General features: G+C 57.3%; 16 protein-coding genes. 6 read left to right on the forward strand and 10 right to left on the reverse strand.

Annotated elements, in window-relative coordinates; translation table 11 throughout:
• The first annotated feature begins 74 nt into the window (after nucleotides 1–74).
• Nucleotides 75–701 carry an NAD-dependent epimerase/dehydratase family protein gene (locus ACR6A7_RS08130; protein ID WP_434124317.1) on the forward strand — a complete coding sequence of 209 codons (627 nt, stop codon included), beginning with the start codon at nucleotides 75–77 and terminating at the stop codon, nucleotides 699–701.
• Here ACR6A7_RS08130 and nrdG read toward each other — a convergent pair.
• The 6 genes from nrdG to argF form a co-directional block, all read right to left on the reverse strand.
• Nucleotides 698–1,177: an anaerobic ribonucleoside-triphosphate reductase-activating protein gene (gene nrdG / locus ACR6A7_RS08135; RefSeq protein WP_434124319.1), complete on the reverse strand. Its 480-nt coding sequence runs from the start codon at nucleotides 1,175–1,177 to the stop codon at nucleotides 698–700. The genes ACR6A7_RS08130 and nrdG overlap by 4 nt on opposite strands.
• The gene (gene nrdD / locus ACR6A7_RS08140; RefSeq protein ID WP_434124321.1) at nucleotides 1,174–3,312 is read right to left on the reverse strand and encodes an anaerobic ribonucleoside-triphosphate reductase; all 2,139 of its coding nucleotides are present in this window, start codon (nucleotides 3,310–3,312) and stop codon (nucleotides 1,174–1,176) included. Before nrdD ends, nrdG begins: the two co-directional genes overlap by 4 nt.
• A gap of 189 nt (nucleotides 3,313–3,501) precedes the next feature.
• Entirely contained in the window at nucleotides 3,502–3,888 is a 387-nt protein-coding gene (gene ridA / locus ACR6A7_RS08145; protein WP_434124322.1) for a 2-iminobutanoate/2-iminopropanoate deaminase, read from the reverse strand.
• A gap of 82 nt (nucleotides 3,889–3,970) precedes the next feature.
• Nucleotides 3,971–4,435, reverse strand: coding sequence for an aspartate carbamoyltransferase regulatory subunit (gene pyrI, locus ACR6A7_RS08150; RefSeq protein ID WP_033749334.1), 465 nt, complete (start codon nucleotides 4,433–4,435; stop codon nucleotides 3,971–3,973).
• Nucleotides 4,436–4,447: 12 nt separating this feature from the next.
• On the reverse strand, nucleotides 4,448–5,383 hold the full coding sequence (gene pyrB, locus ACR6A7_RS08155; RefSeq protein ID WP_434124324.1) for an aspartate carbamoyltransferase: 936 nt from the start codon (nucleotides 5,381–5,383) through the stop codon (nucleotides 4,448–4,450).
• A gap of 235 nt (nucleotides 5,384–5,618) precedes the next feature.
• Nucleotides 5,619–6,626: an ornithine carbamoyltransferase gene (gene argF / locus ACR6A7_RS08160; RefSeq protein WP_434124325.1), complete on the reverse strand. Its 1,008-nt coding sequence runs from the start codon at nucleotides 6,624–6,626 to the stop codon at nucleotides 5,619–5,621.
• A 163-nt stretch (nucleotides 6,627–6,789) separates the two neighbouring features.
• Here argF and rraB point away from each other — a divergent pair, with 163 nt between their 5' ends.
• From rraB to ACR6A7_RS08180, 4 genes are all read left to right on the forward strand, one after another.
• The gene (gene rraB, locus ACR6A7_RS08165; protein WP_048781961.1) at nucleotides 6,790–7,218 is read left to right on the forward strand and encodes a ribonuclease E inhibitor RraB; all 429 of its coding nucleotides are present in this window, start codon (nucleotides 6,790–6,792) and stop codon (nucleotides 7,216–7,218) included.
• Between the two features lie 56 nt (nucleotides 7,219–7,274).
• Nucleotides 7,275–8,042, forward strand: coding sequence for a tRNA isopentenyl-2-thiomethyl-A-37 hydroxylase MiaE (gene miaE / locus ACR6A7_RS08170; protein ID WP_434124327.1), 768 nt, complete (start codon nucleotides 7,275–7,277; stop codon nucleotides 8,040–8,042).
• 406 nt (nucleotides 8,043–8,448) lie between these two features.
• The gene (locus tag ACR6A7_RS08175) at nucleotides 8,449–9,780 is read left to right on the forward strand and encodes an OprD family outer membrane porin (RefSeq protein WP_434124329.1); all 1,332 of its coding nucleotides are present in this window, start codon (nucleotides 8,449–8,451) and stop codon (nucleotides 9,778–9,780) included.
• A 10-nt stretch (nucleotides 9,781–9,790) separates the two neighbouring features.
• Complete coding sequence (locus ACR6A7_RS08180) at nucleotides 9,791–10,576, forward strand: histidine phosphatase family protein (RefSeq protein ID WP_434124331.1); 786 nt, start codon at nucleotides 9,791–9,793, stop codon at nucleotides 10,574–10,576.
• Here ACR6A7_RS08180 and ACR6A7_RS08185 read toward each other — a convergent pair.
• Nucleotides 10,571–11,074: a GNAT family N-acetyltransferase gene (locus ACR6A7_RS08185; RefSeq protein ID WP_434124332.1), complete on the reverse strand. Its 504-nt coding sequence runs from the start codon at nucleotides 11,072–11,074 to the stop codon at nucleotides 10,571–10,573. The two genes, ACR6A7_RS08180 and ACR6A7_RS08185, sit on opposite strands and share 6 nt — an antisense overlap.
• 96 nt (nucleotides 11,075–11,170) lie before the next feature.
• Between ACR6A7_RS08185 and ACR6A7_RS08190 the strand changes: the two genes are divergently transcribed.
• Entirely contained in the window at nucleotides 11,171–12,397 is a 1,227-nt protein-coding gene (locus tag ACR6A7_RS08190; protein WP_434124333.1) for a hypothetical protein, read from the forward strand.
• Nucleotides 12,398–12,538: 141 nt separating this feature from the next.
• Here ACR6A7_RS08190 and ACR6A7_RS08195 read toward each other — a convergent pair whose 3' ends face one another.
• From ACR6A7_RS08195 to pepA, 3 genes are all read right to left on the reverse strand, one after another.
• Nucleotides 12,539–15,394, reverse strand: coding sequence for a valine--tRNA ligase (locus ACR6A7_RS08195; RefSeq protein WP_434124334.1), 2,856 nt, complete (start codon nucleotides 15,392–15,394; stop codon nucleotides 12,539–12,541).
• 5 nt (nucleotides 15,395–15,399) lie between these two features.
• Nucleotides 15,400–15,858: a DNA polymerase III subunit chi gene (locus ACR6A7_RS08200; protein ID WP_434124335.1), complete on the reverse strand. Its 459-nt coding sequence runs from the start codon at nucleotides 15,856–15,858 to the stop codon at nucleotides 15,400–15,402.
• Nucleotides 15,859–15,988: 130 nt separating this feature from the next.
• Entirely contained in the window at nucleotides 15,989–17,500 is a 1,512-nt protein-coding gene (pepA, locus tag ACR6A7_RS08205) for a leucyl aminopeptidase (RefSeq protein ID WP_434124336.1), read from the reverse strand.
• Nucleotides 17,501–17,733: the final 233 nt, after the last annotated feature.

Raw genomic sequence — 17,733 nt, forward strand, 5'->3', positions numbered from 1 at the left:
TGCTGAAAATGCAAGCCGTGCGGTAAAAGCTGACTATATTTCAGAGTAATGGCAACAGGTTAGCGGGAGGCGAGATGCATCGTGTATTGGTAACCGGCGCGACGGGCCTGGTGGGCGCGCATCTGCTGCGCCTGCTGGTGGCGGATGCGCGCGTTGACGAAATCATCGCGCCGACGCGCCGTCCGCTGCCGCCGATGAATAAGGTGGTCAATCTGGTGGAGGCGGACCTGACCGACGTGCTGCGCCCACTCAACGTCGCTATCGACAGCGTATTTTGCTGCCTCGGCACCACGCGCAAAGAGGCGGGCAGCAAAGCGGCGTTTCTGCACGTCGACTATACGCTGGTGGTGGATACCGGCCTGAACGGGCTGCGGCTGGGGGCGAAGCAGATGGTGGCGGTCAGCGCGCACGGCGCGAACCGTCATTCACCCTTTTTCTATAACCGGGTCAAAGGCGAGATGGAGACGGCGCTGCGTCATCAGGGCTGGCCACGTCTGACGCTGGTGCGGCCTTCGCTGCTGCTGGGCGAGCGCACGCGCAAACGTACCGGCGAAAGCCTGATGGCGCCGCTGTTCAGCATGCTGCCCGGTAACTGGCGTTCGGTTTCTGCGCTGGCGGTGGCGAAATGCATGCACGCCTGCGCCTTTCAGCCAGGCGGCGACCGCGTCGAGATTATTGAGTCGGGGCAAATCCCGCGTTAGCCGCGCTCTTTGCTCAGGTCCCAGATAATCTGGTTGCGGCTGCCGCGCCACAGCAGCGTCGCATCTTTTTCCGCCTCATTGAAGCGCCCGTCAATCAGCACGTCGATATAGCTCAGCACCTCGCGCTGGGCGCAGCTGAGCCCGGCGCGCTGATAGCCGGTCCAGAGCCAGATATCTTTTCCAGGACACTCGGCGCGCACCCGTTTCACCAGCCGACGGATATGCGGCACATTGTGCGGATGCAGCGGATCGCCGCCGCTCAGCGACAGTCCCTGGCGCCGAATGCGCCTGTCCTGCAGATCGGCGATCAGGCGCTCTTCGTGATCCAGGGTGAAAGGCGTGCCGGAGTCGAGCCGCCAGGTGCTCTGGTTATAGCAACCGCGGCACTGATGCTCGCAGCCAGCCACGAACAGCGTGCAGCGCGTGCCGGGGCCGTTAACGATATCGACATCGTAGTAGCGATGAAAATGCATCATCCCAGCGGTCCGCTCTCCAGATGTTTAACGCGTCGCTGCACCTCCTCCTGCTTGCCGGCGTTGAACGGGCGCGCATCGGGGCTGCCGAGATAGCCGCAGACGCGGCGCGTTACCGACACGCGCGCCGGATCGTGGTTGCCACAGTTCGGGCAGGTAAAGCCGCGGCTGGTGCAGCTGAACTCGCCGGTAAAGCCGCACTCATAGCATTCGTCGATCGGCGTATTGGTGCCGTAATAGGGCACGCGATGGTAGCTGTAGTCCCAGACATCCTCGAGCGCCTTGAGGTTACGCTGCACGTTGGGGTATTCGCCGTAACAGATGAAGCCGCCGTTCGCCAGCGGCGGGTAGGGCGCTTCAAAGTCGATCTTGTCGTAAGGGTTGACCTTCTTCTCCACGTCGAGGTGGAAGCTGTTGGTGTAGTAGCCTTTATCGGTGACGCCAGGCACCACGCCAAACTGCGCGGCGTCGAGGCGGCAGAAGCGGTCGCAGAGGTTTTCGCTCGGGGTGCTGTAGAGGCTGAAGCCGTAGCCGGTTTCCGCTTTCCAGGCGTCGGTTGCGGCGCGCAGGCGCGAGACAATCTCGATTCCTTTGGCGCGCAGCGCGGGATCGTCATAGGGATGGCGCGCGCCGCCGCTCAGCGCGTTCAGGGTTTCATGCAGGCCGATATAGCCCAGCGACAGCGAGGCGCGCCCGTTGCGGAAAATCGGCCCCACCTCGTCATCGGCGTTGAGCCGTACGCCGCAGGCGCCCTCCATGTAGAGGATCGGCGCCACGCGCGCTTTGGTTTTTTCCAGGCGGGCGATACGGGTCATCAGCGCGCGCTTCGCCAGCGCCAGCCGCTCGTCGAGCAGCCTCCAGAAGCGCGCCTCGTCGCCTTGTGCCTCCAGCGCGATGCGCGGCAGATTGAGGCTGATGACGCCCAGATTGTTGCGGCCGTCGTGAATTTCGACGCCGTTTTCCTCATAGACGCCGAGAAAGCTGCGGCAGCCCATCGGCGTTTTAAAGGAGCCGGTAACTTTTACTACCTGGTCGTAGTTAAGAATGTCGGGATACATGCGCTTGCTGGCGCACTCCAGCGCCAGCTGTTTGATATCGTAGTTGATATCGCCCGGACGGCGATTGAGCCCTTCGCGAATCGCGAACACCAGCTTGGGAAAGACGGCGGTTTTGTGGTTTTTGCCCAGCCCGGCAATACGGTTGCGCAGGATCGACTGCTGGATAAGCCGCGCCGCCCAGCTGGTGCCTAGCCCGAAGCCGAAGGTGACGAACGGCGTCTGGCCGTTGGCGGTGTGCAGCGTGTTGACCTCGTACTCCAGCGACTGAAAGGCGTCGTAGCACTCTTTCTCGGTGCGTGCCCGCGCGTAGGCTTCGACGTCGGCAATCTGCCATTCGGCGGCGATAGCGCGATGCTTTTCCATGCTCAGCTCGACAAAGGGCGCCAGCACCTCGTCGATGCGGTTGATGGTGGTGCCACCGTAAATATGGCTGGCGACCTGCGCGATAATTTGCGCGGTGACCGCCGTGGCGGTGGCGATCGACTTCGGCGGCTCGATCTCGGCGTTGCCCATCTTAAAGCCGTTGGTGAGCATGCCTTTGAGATCGATCAGCATACAGTTGAACATGGGAAAGAAAGGGGAGTAGTCGAGATCGTGATAGTGGATCTCGCCGCGCTCGTGCGCCTGGACCACATCGCGCGGCAGCAGCTGCTGCTGCGCATAGTGTTTCGCCACGATGCCCGCCAGCAGGTCGCGCTGCGTCGGGATCACCTTGCTGTCTTTATTGGCGTTTTCGTTCAGCAGCGCGGCGTTAGTCTGATCGACCAGGCCGCGAATGGCGTGGTGCAGCTTGCCGCGCTGCTCGCGCGCCACGTCGCGATCGTGACGATATTCGATATAGGCGCGCGCCAGCTGGGGCCAGGGGCCGCTCATGAGCGTCTCTTCGACCGCGAACTGAATATCGCGGATATCCACTTCAGCACGATCGGCCAGTTTTTCGCTAACGCGTTGCGCTACCGTCGCGCACCAGGATGCATCCTCAACCTGCGCCGCGCGCGCCGCAGCAGCGACCGCCGCCTCGATTCGCGCCGCGTCAAACGCTGAGCGACAGCCGTCGCGCTTCACCACTACCTTTGCCATACTCTCCCCCTTCATTCGCTACATGTTGTGTCCTGAAGGATTTTAACCACTATATATGGATGTCAGGAGAATATAATCGCTACGGTTTTGACCTGAAACAAAGAAGTTCGGGTCGTGGCGCAAAGCCAGGCAGAGGAGCAAACGGAGGGAGAGGGGAGGCGCGCCGCGGGCGCAGCGCGCAGCAGATCCTTAGCGGCGCAGGGCGATCGCTTCGATCTCGATCTTCACGTCTTTCGGCAGACGCGCCACTTCCACGCAGGAGCGCGCCGGGAAGCTGGCCTTATGCTCGGTGAAGAAGGCTTCATAGGTGGCGTTGACGGTCGCGAAGTCGTTAAGGTCTTTAACGAAAACCGTGGTTTTCACGATGTCGCCGACCTGCAGGCCAGCCGCTTCGACGATCGCTTTCACATTTTCCAGCGACTGACGCGCCTGGGCGTCGATCGCGTCTGGCACCGTGCCGGTCGCCGGATCCACCGGGATCTGGCCAGAAGTGATGATCATGCTGCCCAGATCCACGCCCTGCACATAGGGACCGATCGCCGCTGGCGCTTTTTCCGTACTGATTTCGCGAGACATACTTGCTCCTTAAGGGTGACGCAGCGGCAGCAGGCCGCCGCTGGTGAGAAACATCGCCCCATTATAGGGACGAGCAGATCGATTACCAGTGACCGAGCACCACGTGGTGCGCAAAGGCTTTCTCGCAATATTTGCAGGTCAGCAGCACCTCTGCGTCGCGCTTTTTCACCGCAAAGCTGGAGAAGACCGGCTCGCTGCGGCTGATGCAGTTGCCGTTGGGGCAGGTCAGCACGCGCTCAATGCGCTCCGGCAAGGTCGGCGCAATTTTCGCCACCACTTCATAGTCGTCGATGCGGTTTACCGTGGCGTGCGGCGCATAAACCGCCAGCTGGTTGATCTGATCCTCGGTAAGGAAGGTGTTCTCGATCTTGATCAGATCTTTGCGCCCCAGCTCGCCCGAGGGGAGATTAAGGCCGATGGTGATGCGCTGGTCGGTTTCGGTGAGGCGAAACAGTGACAGCAGCTTAAAACCGACCTGCGCCGGAATATGGTCAATGACCGTGCCGCGCTTGATCGCTTCTACCTGCAGTTTATTGTCATGTGTCATGGCGATGGCTCCTTACAGATCCTGTTCGCTGTTGAGTACCAGCGCCAGCAGAGCCTGACGCGCGAAGATGCCGTTGCCCGCCTGCTGGAAATACCAGGCGTAGGGCGTTTTATCCACGTCGGTGGCGATCTCGTCAACGCGCGGCAGCGGATGCAGCACTTTCATGTTGTCGCGCGCGCCAGCCAGATCCGCCGCGCGCAGAATAAACTGCGCCTTGACGTTAGCGTATTCCGACGGGTCGAGACGCTCTTTCTGCACGCGGGTCATATAGAGAATATCGGCGTGCGGGATCACCGCTTCGATGCTGTCGTGGCGCGACCAGACGATGCCGCGCTCGTCCAGCGTATCGGTGATATAGGCGGGCATCGCCAGCGCGTCGGGCGCGATAAAGTAGAAGCGGTTACCGTCGAACTTCGCCAGCGCCTGCGTCAGGGAGTGCACCGTGCGGCCATATTTCAGGTCGCCGACCATGGCGATGCTCAGGTTGTCCAGGCGGCTCTGGGTTTCGCGAATGGTAAAAAGATCCAGCAGCGTCTGGGTAGGATGCTGATTGGCGCCATCTCCGGCATTAAGGATCGGTACGCCGCCGGAAAATTCCGTGGCAAGCCGCGCCGCGCCCTCTTGCGGATGACGCATCACGATGGCGTCAACGTAGGTGCCGATAACGGAAATCGTATCCGCCAGGGTTTCGCCCTTTTTGCCGAGCGAGGTGTTGCTGCCGTCGGCGAAACCCACCACTGATGCGCCCAGCCGGTGGATTGCCGTTTCAAACGACAGGCGCGTGCGCGTCGAGGCTTCAAAGAAGCAGCTGGCGATCACCTTGTGCTTCAGCCGCTCCGGCTGCGGATTGGCTTTCAGCTGCGCGGCGGTGTGCAGCACCAGCTCCAGTTCGTCGCGGCTGAGATCGTTAATAGAAATAATATGTTTGCGATATAACGGGTTAGCCATAGTTCGCCTCTCTGCGCTGCCGAATTGCGGACAAAAAAAAGCCCCTGATTAAGGGGCTATTTTTACGATCGGGTTGATGACGGAAAAAACAGGGGCGCCGCCTGCGTTCAGGCGTGATGTCGCGTGAATGTGTGCGCTGCGCTGTTGCATGCTTCCTCCGGCAAATTGGGGCGCATTATACCCGTCCGGCGTTTTGCATCAAGGGAAAACGTTTGCGGAGCGGCTGGCTGAGCGGCTATGCCTGGCTCAGCGTCGCCACCATGACCGCTTTAATGGTGTGCATACGATTTTCCGCCTGGTCGAACACGATGCTGTGCTCCGATTCGAAAACCTCGTTGCTCACCTCCATGCCGCCGTGCAGCCCGTACTGCTCGGCCATCTGACGGCCCAGCGTGGTCTGATCGTCATGAAACGCCGGCAGACAGTGCAGGAACTTCACCTGCGGGTTGCCGGTCAGCTGCAGCATCGCCTGATTGACCTGATAGTTGCGCAGCAGCGCGATACGCTCTTCCCATACCGCTTTCGCCTCGCCCATCGACACCCAGACGTCGGTATAGATAAAGTCCGCGCCCCTGACGCCTGCGGCGATATCCTCGGTCAGGGTGATGCTGCCGCCGGTTTGCTGCGCCGCCTGGCGGCAGGTTTCAACCAGATCGGCTTCCGGCCAGCACGCTTTCGGCGCCACCAGGCGCAGATCCAGGCCGGTTACCGCCGCCGCCTCCAGCATGCTGTTGCCCATGTTATTGCGGGCGTCGCCGACATAGACCAGCGTCATCTCGCTCAGCGCCTTGCCCGGCAGATGCTCCTGCATAGTGAGCAGATCTGCCAGCAGCTGGGTAGGGTGGAATTCCGTGGTAAGGCCGTTCCACACCGGCACGCCGGCGAATTCCGCCAGCGTCTCCACCAGCGCCTGGCCGTAGCCGCGATACTGGATGCCGTCATACATGCGGCCCAGCACGCGGGCGGTATCTTTCATCGACTCTTTGTGGCCGATCTGGCTGCCGCTCGGGCCGAGATAAGTGACACGGGCGCCCTGGTCATATGCGGCAACTTCGAAAGAGCATCGGGTACGGGTCGAGTCTTTTTCGAAGATGAGCGCGATGTTTTTGCCCTTCAGGCGCGGGGTTTCGCTACCGTTTTTTTTAGCGCGTTTTAATTCAGCGGCGAGGTCGAGCAGGGAGGTGATATCGGCCGGGCTAAAATCGAGCAGCCGAAGGAAGTGGCGTTGAAAAAGGTGACTCATAACGGGCTCCAGTACAGCCATTCTGATTGAATGAAAATTCAATCTAAACGTATGAATATTCATTTTCAACCCCAGCGTAAAGAAACTTTCCGTTTTGAGTAGTGGCGCGCCGGGCAGTGTGGGAAAATAGTTGTTTATTGCCGAACACTGAGGGGAATTTGCCATGGCATATGAAGCATTGCTGGAAGAGCAGCGTGAAGAGACACGCCTGATCATTGATGAGCTGCTGGAAGACGGCAGCGATCCGGATGCGCTCTATACCATTGAACATCATCTCTCCTGCAACAACTTCGACTCGCTGGAAAAAGCGGCCGTCGACGCGTTCAAGCTGGGTTATGAAGTGACCGAGCCCGAAGAGCTGGAGCTGGAGGACGGCACCACGGTGATGTGCGTCGATATCCTCAGCGAGTCGGCGCTGAAGCCAGAGCTGATCGACGCGCAGGTTGAGCAGCTGGTCAATCTGGTGGGCAAATACAACGTCGACTACGACGGCTGGGGCACTTACTTCGAAGATCCCGACGCCGAAGATGAAGATGACGACGAAGATGGCGACATTATCGACGGTGACGAAGATACCGGCGTGCGCCACTGATTTCCCCTGGCGGAGCCGCGCGCTCCGCCTTCCCGCATCCTGCCTTTTGAACCGACATGAACTACGCACCGCTGCTTGAGCCCATCTATCATTTTTTACTCTGCCGCACGCCGCAAGCCTGGATTGACGAGGCGCGCAAACCGGAAAACCTGACGCTGCTGCTGACCGACCATCTGGTTTGCGAACTGAAAGCGGCACAGACCGCCACCTGGCTGATCCGCAAATATGTCGCCGACAAGCCGAGCGGCGAGGCGATTCTCGCCTGGCTGAAGCCCTACGAAGATTTTATTTTCCGCGAGCAGCCCGACAGCCAGTTTATTCAGGCGCATAAAAGCCTCTCTAAAAGCATCATCGTGCGCAACGAGCTGCCCTGGGCGGACGATCTGGTGGAGAAGATGGTGCTGCTGATTAAAGAGGAGCTGCACCACTTCTATCAGGTATGGGAGATTATGCAGGCGCGCGGCTTGCCCTATAAAAAGATCACCTCCAGCCGCTACGCCAAAGGGCTGCTACGGGAGATCACCACGCACGAGCCCGATACGCTGGTGGACAAGCTGATCTGCGGCGCCTATATCGAGGCGCGCTCCTGCGAGCGTTTCGCCAGCCTGGCGCCCTGGCTGGATGCGGAGCTGGAGAAGTTCTACATCTCGCTGCTGCGTTCTGAAGCGCGCCACTATCAGGACTATTTAGCCCTGGCGGCGCAGATCTCGCCGAAGGATATCGCGCCGCGCGTGCGGGCGATTGGCGAAGCGGAGGCGAAGCTGATTAGCGAGCCGGACGCGGAGCTGCGCTTTCACAGCGGCGTGCCCGCATGGAAGAGTTAAGCAACGGCGCTTTTTTAGGGCGCCGTTTATCCGCGGCGCCTTCTGAGATGAAAGTAAGTGTGATAACAATTTTTAGCCCTTTTATTTAATCTGTATTTTCATTTGCCATTAAAACGAACGGTTTACATTCTCCGATAAAAATGCCTGTTTGTTTTTTTAAATAGCGCTTATTTTGTGCAGCGATTCACAGAGCAGGCGCTTTTTTTGTTTTTTTCTTTTTTAAGCGAGTATATTTCTCCTGCTGATTTAGGATTGTTATTTTCAAGCAAAACCTGATTCATGGCTCTCGTAATAGAGGCGCTGTGGATTGGGTTTTTTTTGCATCTGGCACGGCGGTATTAATTTTTATCGCCTTTGTCCAGACTGCCGAATTTGCTGATAAGCCTTTAAGGGATGGAGCAAAAAAATGAAAAGGAAAGAGTATTTCTTATTAATGATTCCATTTTTTTTACAATCGTCGCTGTTGCAGGCGAATAATAATCAGGCGCCCTTTTCTGTCTCAGAAAATAGCCTTATGCGCGATTCCCAGCTCGATTTGAGGCTGCGCAATCAGTGGAAATATCTCAAAGAAAACGAAGCGCAGCCTACTGCCGTCCATAACGCCTGGGGGCAGGCGGCAAGCCTGGATTTCCGTTCTGGCTACCTGGGGGGCTGGCTGGGCTTCGATGCTACCTATACGCGGGCGATAAGGCTTGCTGCCAGCGACTATTTTGCGACGCGTGGATTGCTCTATGACAGCGGCGGTGACAGGCGGAAAGCCGAAGCCCACGGCTTTAGCAAGTTTGGTCAGCGCTATCTGAAAATAAAGCAGGGAGATAAAAAGCGTGGGGTCGAGGCGAAAGCAGGCTGGCAGGAACTGAAAAATGTCGGCGTGTTGACTACCACTGACCGCCTGTCGCGCAACAGCTATTTCGGCTACAGCGGCGCGCTGAACTGGCTGGATATCCGGCTTGATATGGCGTATGTCACCAAAGGCATTCGCCATGACTCTCCTCACAGTCTTGCGCTGCAAACGCAGGACAACCAGCGAATAGCAGCAATTTATACTGGCGCATTGAGCTATAAAGGCGAGCGCGGACGGCTCGCCTACGCTTTTGGCGAAGCGGAAGCGTATCAGCGACGTCACGTTATCGAAGCCAGCTATGCCCTTTCTCCGCACCTGCGCTTTTCATCGCAAATTTACGGCAGTCAGGGACTGGAAAAATACAAACGCATGTCTGCCAGCAAAAGATCGTTTGACGAGCATGCCTGGCACTATTTGGGCGAGGCGGAATGGAGGCAGGGTGACTGGACGCAGAAATTCGCTGCAGCGTGGACGTCGGCATCCAAAAAGGATGCCACAGGCTATTACGCTCGGCCGTTAACCAAAAATACCCGCGGTCGTTTTATTTCGCTAACCTCTGCTGGCAAGGATTACACCCGTGATAAAGAGCTGGCGCTGGTCTCATTCACGCAATATGAAATATTCAAAGGCGTTTACAGCGGCGTGCAAATTAACTACGGCCAGTTTGGCTATCGCAATAACCGTGTGCGTACGGGCGAAGTTTCGTTCATCAACCGCGTTGTTGAACCTGTTCCTTCACTTAAAAATCTTTCAGTATTTACGCTTTTTGGTTACGGCTGGTCTTATAAAAACAATAAAGAGACGCCGCTTCTTGATGCGCATGGAAAATATATGCGCTCTCACAACCTTTCTGGCGAGATCGCAATTGAGTATAAATTTAATCTGTTACGTTAAGGAGAGAAACATGAGAAAAACAGCGAGGGCGCTACTGCTTTTCATTCTGGTCGGTATCAGCCTGGGCGAAGCCTGCGCTGCTGATGTCATACTCTACGTGACCAGACACGGGAAAACGATGTTCAATACCGTGCATCGCGCACAGGGGTGGGCGGATACGCCGCTCACGCCGGCCGGCGCGGCGGTAGCGGAGAAACTGGGAAGAGGCTTAAAATCGATCGATTTTGTCGCGGTCTGGTCCAGCGATGCGGGCAGGGCACGAGAAACCGCGCAGCTTGTTATGAAGCAATGGAAAACGCCGCTGCCGCTAAAAGAGCATAAAGGCTTACGCGAAGTCTGTTTTGGGCTTTATGAAGGCGATCTGGATGAGAACATGCTAAATGGCGCGGCCCACCAGGCAGGTTACGCTTCGGGCGCGGCGCTGCTAAGCGCCTATAGCGCTGGCAAAATCCATATGGGCGGGGTTATTGATGCTATCCATCAAGCGGAAGCGTCCGGCACGCCGTCTCTGAAAGGCATTAAATCCGCAGGAGAAGCGGAAAGCTATCAACAGGTAGCGAAACGCATGCTCGACAGTATGACCAACATTGCGCAGCAGGCTCAGCGGCAGGGCGGCGGCAATGTGTTAGTTGTTACCCATGGCATGGCCATCGCGACGCTGTTGCAAGCGCTCGGCGATACGTCGCTAAATCAGCCGCTGAAGAACGTCAGCATTACCCGGCTGCGCTATAACGATAGCGGAACGTTCCTAATCGAGTCGGTCAATGACATGAGTTACGTTGAGCGCGGCCTATAACCTACGCAGCATGCGCACTTCGCAGTCGCCGTGTCCGGTGCAGCCGAGCGCATCGTCGATGCGCGCAAAGCCCAGCGACTCATAGAGCTTAATGGCGCGCGTCAGGCTGCCGGTGGTTTCCAGGTAGCAGCGGCGGAAGCCGCGCTGGCGCGCATGCTCCATCGCGCGCAGCGCCAGCTCGCGCGCCACGCCGAAACCGCGTACTTCCGGCAGAAAATACATTTTCTGCAGCTCGCAGATATCGGGCGCGCTGCAGGCGAGTGGGGCGATGCCGCCGCCGCCTGCCACTTTCCCCTGATGCTCCACAATCCAGTAGGCGCTGTGCTCGGCGCTGTAGAGTTCATACAGGCTGTCGAGCTGCGGATCGGCCACGGTATAGCCTTTGTCGGCGGTCAGGCCGAACTCTGCCGAAACGGTGCGGATAACCTGGGCGATATAGGGATTGTCGGCAGCGCTGATAGGGCGCAGCTTAAGTGACGGCTGAGTATCAGGGATCATGGCGAAATAGCGTGGTTAAAATCGGTTAGACATTCACCAGAAATAGCATTATCGTTGGGGAAAAGCAATATAGCTGATAATGCATGGAGGCATAGAATGGCAGCATTACGCTGGTTATTTAAAAACTATAAAAACTTATCTGTTCTTTTTATTGTAATGGGTTTTATAAACGTCTGGGCTTACTTTCAGTGGATCGGCCGCGTAGATTTCTTTCCCTTTATTATCGGCAATGTTGCAGGAAGCCTGGCGATATTAATATGTTCTCTGGTGTTTTTTGTCGCGACATCTTTTATGTTTGTTATGCCATCTGCGCTTTGTGCTTTAACGGGGCTAAAAAGTCCCATTAAGGACAAAAAGAAACGAAGTCTCAGGGAACGGCTTAACGTTTATTATAGCGAAGGATGTGCTGCTGCAACTGCTTTAGTGGCAGTCATCACTGCGGTGACAGTGCTTTTCCTGAAAGAAAAAATAAACATGGAGTTGTTGTATATTACTTCTTTTACAGCGCTTGTTAGCCATGTGCTCTGTAACTTCATGATTAATAATAAAAGGCAAAGATACCTGAGAGTTTTTATTGTTCGATTGCAGCGTATGCATGAGCGTAAAAATAAAATGGATCGTGCTTTATCAATCTGGTTTAGATGTGAGAGGTTCAAGGCCAGTGCAGCGGTAATAAACATCTTCTACTGCTTTTTGTCACTGCTAATTGCCTTTTTTTCAATTGTGCCGCTTTATATCCTGACTGGCTCAAGGATATATTTTTCTGGCGAAAGTTTGTTGGTGCAATATGCTATTGTTGTCGTGTTGTACATTCTTCTTTTTATGCCGGCGCTTATTGGTGTTTTTAAAATAAAGCCTTCTCAGGTGCAGCCTGTAAATCCAACGCTGGCATTGGCGCCAGCCGTGCTTATTGTTGTTTTTGGTGTTTTTTCCGCGCTACTTATTCAGATCAACCAGCGAGGAATCGAGTTGGTCGGAATGTCTTCCTGGCAAACAAAGGTTTTTGCCTTTAACGCAGAACAATTCCCTGCATACTATTTTCCCGAAGATCGGTGGGGGGAATCGCGGAAATGGGATGAGGGTAATATCCGCCTTGTTAAAGGAATCGAAGTCTTTTCCAATGGCGATGTCTTGCTTGTGTGTCCTTCATCGTTGAAAGCATTAAGGCAAAAGGCTCTGGAGCATAATGGTTTACTCTGGAAAACCGACCAGGAGTCTAAACTTGCAGTCAATAAGCTGAGTCAGTTTTGTTTGATAGCGAAAAGCGATCAGGTGAGAGCAGGCGAGGCGTTGAGAGTTTTACTTGAATCGCTGCCCGATTAAACTGATTTTTTAAACCCTAAATCAAAATCGCCCGCACCTCTGCCATATGGATGGTGCGGCTGGTTTCTGTTCAACTCAATAAGTAGCCAATAAAAAACCCCGCGCCGAAACGCAGGGTTTTTCTACAGACGCGGCGTTGAATCAGAGCGCCGCAATCACCGCCTGCTGTTCAATCAGTTTCGCCTTCGATTGCTCCAGCTCGGCAACGCGCTCGCGCTCTTTCGCTACCACCGCTTCCGGCGCGCGGGAAACAAAGCCTTCGTTCGCCAGCTTGACCTGAATCTTCTCGATTTCGACGTCGAGCTTGCCCAGCTCTTTCGCCAGACGATCCAGCTCCGCCGCCTTGTCTACCAGTCCCGCCATCGGGATCAGCAGCTCGGCGCCTTCGATAATTTTCGTCACCGAAACCGGGCCTTTCTCGCCCGCTGGCAGGATGGTCAGGCTTTCCAGGCGCGCCAGGCGCGACAGGAAGGTGCGGTTCGCTTCCACACGGCGCAGTGCCGCAGGAGAGCAGTCGCGCAGCAGCACGTCGAGCGGCTTGCTCAGGGCGATATTCATTTCGGCGCGGATATTACGCACCGCGACAATCGCCTGCTTCATCCATTCGATGTCCGCCATCGCTTCCGCATCCACTTTCGCCGCGTCGTACTGCGGGAAAGGCTGCAGCATAATGGTATCGTCGCTGATGTTCTTCAGCCCCTTCACGCGCTGCCAGATGGTCTCGGTGATAAACGGAATGATCGGATGGGCAAGACGCAGCAGCGCTTCCAGCACCGTCACCAGCGTGTTGCGCGTGCCGCGCAGCTCCGCTTCGCTGCCGTTGTTCATCACCGGCTTGGTCAGCTCCAGGTACCAGTCGCAGAACTGGTTCCAGGTGAAGTCATAGAGAATATTGGCGGCGATATCGAAACGGTAGCTGTCCAGCGCCTCGCGGTACGCTTTCACCGTGTTGTTGAACTCGGCGAGGATCCAGCGATCCGCCAGCGACAGCGTCATCTCGCCGCCGTTCTGACCGCAATCCTGATCTTCGGTGTTCATCAGCACGAAGCGGCTGGCGTTCCACAGCTTGTTGCAGAAGTTGCGGTAGCCTTCAAGACGCTTCATATCCCAGTTGATGTCGCGGCCGGTTGAGGCGAGCGCCGCCAGGGTAAAGCGCAGCGCGTCGGTGCCTGATGGCTCAATGCCGTCCGGGAACTGCTTCTCGGTGCGCTTGCGGATCTTCTCTGCCAGCTGCGGCTGCATCATGTTGCCGGTGCGCTTCTCCAGCAGATCGTCCAGCGAGATGCCGTCAACCATATCCAGCGGATCGATAACGTTGCCTTTGGATTTCGACATCTTCTGGCCTTCTTCGTCGCGGATCAGACCGGTCATATAAACGGTCTTGAACGGCACCTGCGGCTTGCCGTCTTCATCTTTGAGGAAGTGCATGGTCAGCATGATCATGCGGGCGATCCAGAAGAAGATAATGTCGAAGCCGCTCACCAGCACGCTGGTCGGGTGGAACTGGCGCAGCGCCTCGGTGTTCTCCGGCCAGCCAAGGGTCGAGAAGGTCCAGAGGCCAGAGGAGAACCAGGTGTCGAGCACGTCTTCGTCCTGACGCAGCGCCACGTCCGCGCCCAGGTTGTTTTCGCTGCGCACTTCTTCTTCGCTGCGGCCGACATAGACGTTGCCATCGTTGTCATACCAGGCCGGGATACGGTGGCCCCACCAGAGCTGGCGCGAAATGCACCAGTCCTGAATGTCGCGCATCCAGGAGAAGTACATGTTTTCATACTGCTTCGGCACGAACTGGATATCGCCGTTCTCAACCGCCTCGACCGCGACTTTCGCCAGCGGCGCGGTACGCACGTACCACTGGTCGGTCAGCATCGGCTCGATAACCACGCCGCCGCGATCGCCGTAAGGCACCGTCAGGTCGTGCGGTTTGATCTCATCCAGCAGGCCCAGTTCGTCCACGGCGGCGACAATCGCCTTACGCGCGGCGAAGCGCTCCATCTTCTGGAACGCTGCCGGGATCTCATCCGAGCAGGCGTCGCTGACTTCGCCGTTGGTGTCGTACACCTGGGCGCGCTCGCGGATATCGCCGTCAAAGGTCAGGATGTTGATCATCGGCAGCTTGTGGCGACGACCAACTTCATAGTCGTTGAAGTCGTGTGCCGGCGTGATTTTCACGCAGCCGGTGCCTTTCTCCATGTCCGCATGCTCGTCGCCCACGATGGGAATGCGACGGTTCACCAGCGGCAGGATCACCTCTTTGCCGATTAGATCTTTGTAGCGCGGGTCTTCCGGGTTGACCGCCACGCCGGTATCGCCCAGCAGGGTTTCCGGACGCGTGGTGGCCACCACCAGATAATCTTTGCCTTCGGCGGTTTTCACGCCGTCCGCCAGCGGATAGCGGATATGCCACATCGAACCTTTGCTCTCGCGGTTTTCCACTTCCAGATCGGAAATCGCGGTGCGCAGTTTCGGATCCCAGTTCACCAGGCGTTTACCGCGATAGATCAGGTTCTCTTTATGCAGGCGAACAAACACCTCTTTCACCGCGTTGGAGAGGCCGTCATCCATGGTGAAGCGCTCGCGCTCCCAGTCCACGGAGTTGCCGAGGCGGCGCATCTGGCGGGTAATGGTGCCGCCTGATTCCGCCTTCCACTGCCAGATCTTGTCGATAAAGGCGTCGCGGCCGTAGTCCTGACGCGTTTTGCCCTCTTCGGCGGCGATCTTGCGCTCTACCACCATCTGGGTGGCGATGCCCGCATGGTCGGTGCCGACCTGCCACAGCGTGTTTTTCCCCTGCATGCGCTGATAGCGGATCATGGTGTCCATGATGGTCTGCTGGAAGGCGTGACCCATGTGCAGGCTGCCGGTGACGTTCGGCGGCGGGATCATTATGCAGAAGCTTTCCTGGCTGGTATCGCCGTTAGGCTTGAAATAGCCTTGCTCTTCCCAGTGCTCGTAAAGCGGCTGCTCGATGTCTTGCGGGTTATATGTTTTTTCCATTTCTGCTATGTCGTTTGCGGCTGCGGCGGCGTGGCCGTATTCAATTGGAAACCAACGCTGCGGTACGCTTTATAGCGGTCGCGCGCCAGCTGTTTCTGAGACTCTTCGTAGGGTACGAAGTCTATCACTTCATGGAAAGCAGTAGCAAAATCTGCAAACTGCGGCAGCAGGCTGATCAGCAAATCGCGCGGCGAGCTGCCGCGACGCTGCGGCCAGGCGAGCTCGACCGGCGCGCCGTAGCGTGGACCCTCGCCCGCCAGATTGTGCGGCACGAAGGCGTTAGCCGGGCGCTGCCACAGCGCCTCGTCAAGGCGAATCGCCTGCTGTTCGTCTTCGCAGGCGATCAAAATGCGTTTGCCCGCCCGCCAGCGCGTTTCCGCCAGATCGCACACCAGCGCCTCAATGGCGCTCAGCTCGTCGCTGGGCGAGTCCGTTTCCATTACGTAGAAGGTTGCGTTTTTCATGGAAATGCCTTGTGGGGGAGAGGTGTCGATATTACCAGCTAAGGCGCGCGGTAGCACTTCCCGATGAGATGGAGATGGCGTTTGCTATACATCAATGCGCGCCGCCCCTGAGAGCGGCGCGCAGCGGAGCTTAGTCGTCGCCGTTCAGGCCAGCGCGGTTAAGCAGGAACTGCGACAGCATCGGCACCGGACGACCGGTTGCGCCTTTGGCTTTGCCGGAGCGCCAGGCGGTGCCGGCGATATCCAGGTGCGCCCAGTTATATTTGCGTGCAAAGCGTGCCAGGAAGCAGGCGGCGGTGATGGCGCCACCGGGACGGCCGCCGATATTCGCCATATCGGCGAAGTTCGACTCCAGCTGCTCATGATATTCGTCCGCCATCGGCAGGCGCCAGGCGCGGTCGCCGGACTGCTCAGACGCGCCAATCAGCTCGTGTGCCAGCGGATTGTGGTTCGACAGCAAGCCGCTGACGTGGTGGCCGAGGGCGATAACGCAGGCGCCGGTCAGGGTTGCCACGTCGATCACCACTTCCGGATCGAAGCGCTCTACGTAGGTCAGCGTATCGCACAGCACCAGACGACCTTCCGCGTCGGTATTGAGCACTTCCACCGTCTGGCCGGACATGGTGGTCAGCACATCGCCCGGACGCATGGCGCGGCCGTCCGGCATGTTTTCGCAGCCCGCCAGCACGCCGACCACGTTAAGCGGCAGGTTCAGCTCCGCCACCATACGCATTACGCCGTAGACCGACGCCGCGCCGCACATGTCGTACTTCATCTCATCCATCGATTCCGCCGGCTTGATGGAGATGCCGCCAGAGTCGAAGGTCAGCCCTTTGCCCACCAGCACGATAGGGCGCGCGTCTGCGTCCGGGTTGCCTTTGTACTCAATGACCGACATCAGCGACTCGTTCTGCGATCCGGCACCCACCGCAAGATAGGCATTCATGCCCAGCTCTTTCATCTGCTGTTCGCCGATAACGCGGGTGGTGACGTTTTTGCTGTAGGCGTCCGCCAGCTGGCGCGCCTGCGAGGCGAGATAGGCGGCGTTGCAGATGTTTGGCGGCATATTGCCGAGATCTTTCGCCGCCTTCACGCCCGCGGCGACCGCCAGACCGTGCTGGATGGCGCGCTCGCCGCTGGTGAGTTCGCGGCGCGTCGGCACGTTGAACACCAGCTTGCGCAGCGGACGGCGCGGCTCGGTTTTGTTACTTTTCAGCTGATCGAAGTTGTAAAGCGCTTCTTTGGAGGTTTCGACCGCCTGGCGCACTTTCCAGTAGGTATTGCGGCTTTTTACATGCAGCTCGGTGAGAAAGCAGACCGCTTCCATTGAGCCGGTGTCGTTCAGCGTATTGATGGTCTTCTGAATCACCTGCTTATACTGGCGCTCGTCCAGCTCGCGCTCTTTGCCGCAGCCAATCAGCAGAATGCGCTCGGAAAGGATATTAGGTACATGATGCAGCAGCAGGGTCTGGCCCACTTTGCCTTCCAGCTCGCCGCGGCGCAGCAGGGCGCTGATGTAGCCATCGCTGATTTTGTCTAACTGCTCGGCGATCGGCGACAGACGACGCGGCTCGAAAACACCGACAACAATGCAGGCGCTGCGCTGTTTTTCCGGGCTTCCGCTTTTTACACTGAACTCCATGCACTCTCCTGAATCTTAAAGACAACGGCCGCGGCTGTCGCTAGAATGGTCCGCTTGATACCACAGAGGTAAAATATTTTGTGGGTAATCAGCGTTCGAACTACGTTTAGTGTGGCAATGCGTTAATTTTCACCACCCTGACGCGTTTGTCATACCATTTTAGCTGCGACGCAGGCCATTGATGAAGAAAAATGGCTAATAAGCGTTGAAACTAGCGATTTTCCTGCAAAAAG

The sequence above is a fragment of the Pantoea phyllosphaerae genome, from assembly GCF_051025595.1.
In the GTDB taxonomy this organism is placed as follows: domain Bacteria; phylum Pseudomonadota; class Gammaproteobacteria; order Enterobacterales; family Enterobacteriaceae; genus Pantoea.

What these genes read in the sequence shown, in the direction of transcription:
- ACR6A7_RS08130 (WP_434124317.1), top strand. Translation starts at nt 75, where the DNA reads ATGCATCGTGTATTGGTAACCGGCGCGACGGGCCTGGTGGGCGCGCAT.
- nrdG (WP_434124319.1), bottom strand. Translation starts at nt 1,177, where the DNA reads ATGATGCATTTTCATCGCTACTACGATGTCGATATCGTTAACGGCCCC.
- nrdD (WP_434124321.1), bottom strand. Translation starts at nt 3,312, where the DNA reads ATGGCAAAGGTAGTGGTGAAGCGCGACGGCTGTCGCTCAGCGTTTGAC.
- ridA (WP_434124322.1), bottom strand. Translation starts at nt 3,888, where the DNA reads ATGTCTCGCGAAATCAGTACGGAAAAAGCGCCAGCGGCGATCGGTCCC.
- pyrI (WP_033749334.1), bottom strand. Translation starts at nt 4,435, where the DNA reads ATGACACATGACAATAAACTGCAGGTAGAAGCGATCAAGCGCGGCACG.
- pyrB (WP_434124324.1), bottom strand. Translation starts at nt 5,383, where the DNA reads ATGGCTAACCCGTTATATCGCAAACATATTATTTCTATTAACGATCTC.
- argF (WP_434124325.1), bottom strand. Translation starts at nt 6,626, where the DNA reads ATGAGTCACCTTTTTCAACGCCACTTCCTTCGGCTGCTCGATTTTAGC.
- rraB (WP_048781961.1), top strand. Translation starts at nt 6,790, where the DNA reads ATGGCATATGAAGCATTGCTGGAAGAGCAGCGTGAAGAGACACGCCTG.
- miaE (WP_434124327.1), top strand. Translation starts at nt 7,275, where the DNA reads ATGAACTACGCACCGCTGCTTGAGCCCATCTATCATTTTTTACTCTGC.
- ACR6A7_RS08175 (WP_434124329.1), top strand. Translation starts at nt 8,449, where the DNA reads ATGAAAAGGAAAGAGTATTTCTTATTAATGATTCCATTTTTTTTACAA.
- ACR6A7_RS08180 (WP_434124331.1), top strand. Translation starts at nt 9,791, where the DNA reads ATGAGAAAAACAGCGAGGGCGCTACTGCTTTTCATTCTGGTCGGTATC.
- ACR6A7_RS08185 (WP_434124332.1), bottom strand. Translation starts at nt 11,074, where the DNA reads ATGATCCCTGATACTCAGCCGTCACTTAAGCTGCGCCCTATCAGCGCT.
- ACR6A7_RS08190 (WP_434124333.1), top strand. Translation starts at nt 11,171, where the DNA reads ATGGCAGCATTACGCTGGTTATTTAAAAACTATAAAAACTTATCTGTT.
- ACR6A7_RS08195 (WP_434124334.1), bottom strand. Translation starts at nt 15,394, where the DNA reads ATGGAAAAAACATATAACCCGCAAGACATCGAGCAGCCGCTTTACGAG.
- ACR6A7_RS08200 (WP_434124335.1), bottom strand. Translation starts at nt 15,858, where the DNA reads ATGAAAAACGCAACCTTCTACGTAATGGAAACGGACTCGCCCAGCGAC.
- pepA (WP_434124336.1), bottom strand. Translation starts at nt 17,500, where the DNA reads ATGGAGTTCAGTGTAAAAAGCGGAAGCCCGGAAAAACAGCGCAGCGCC.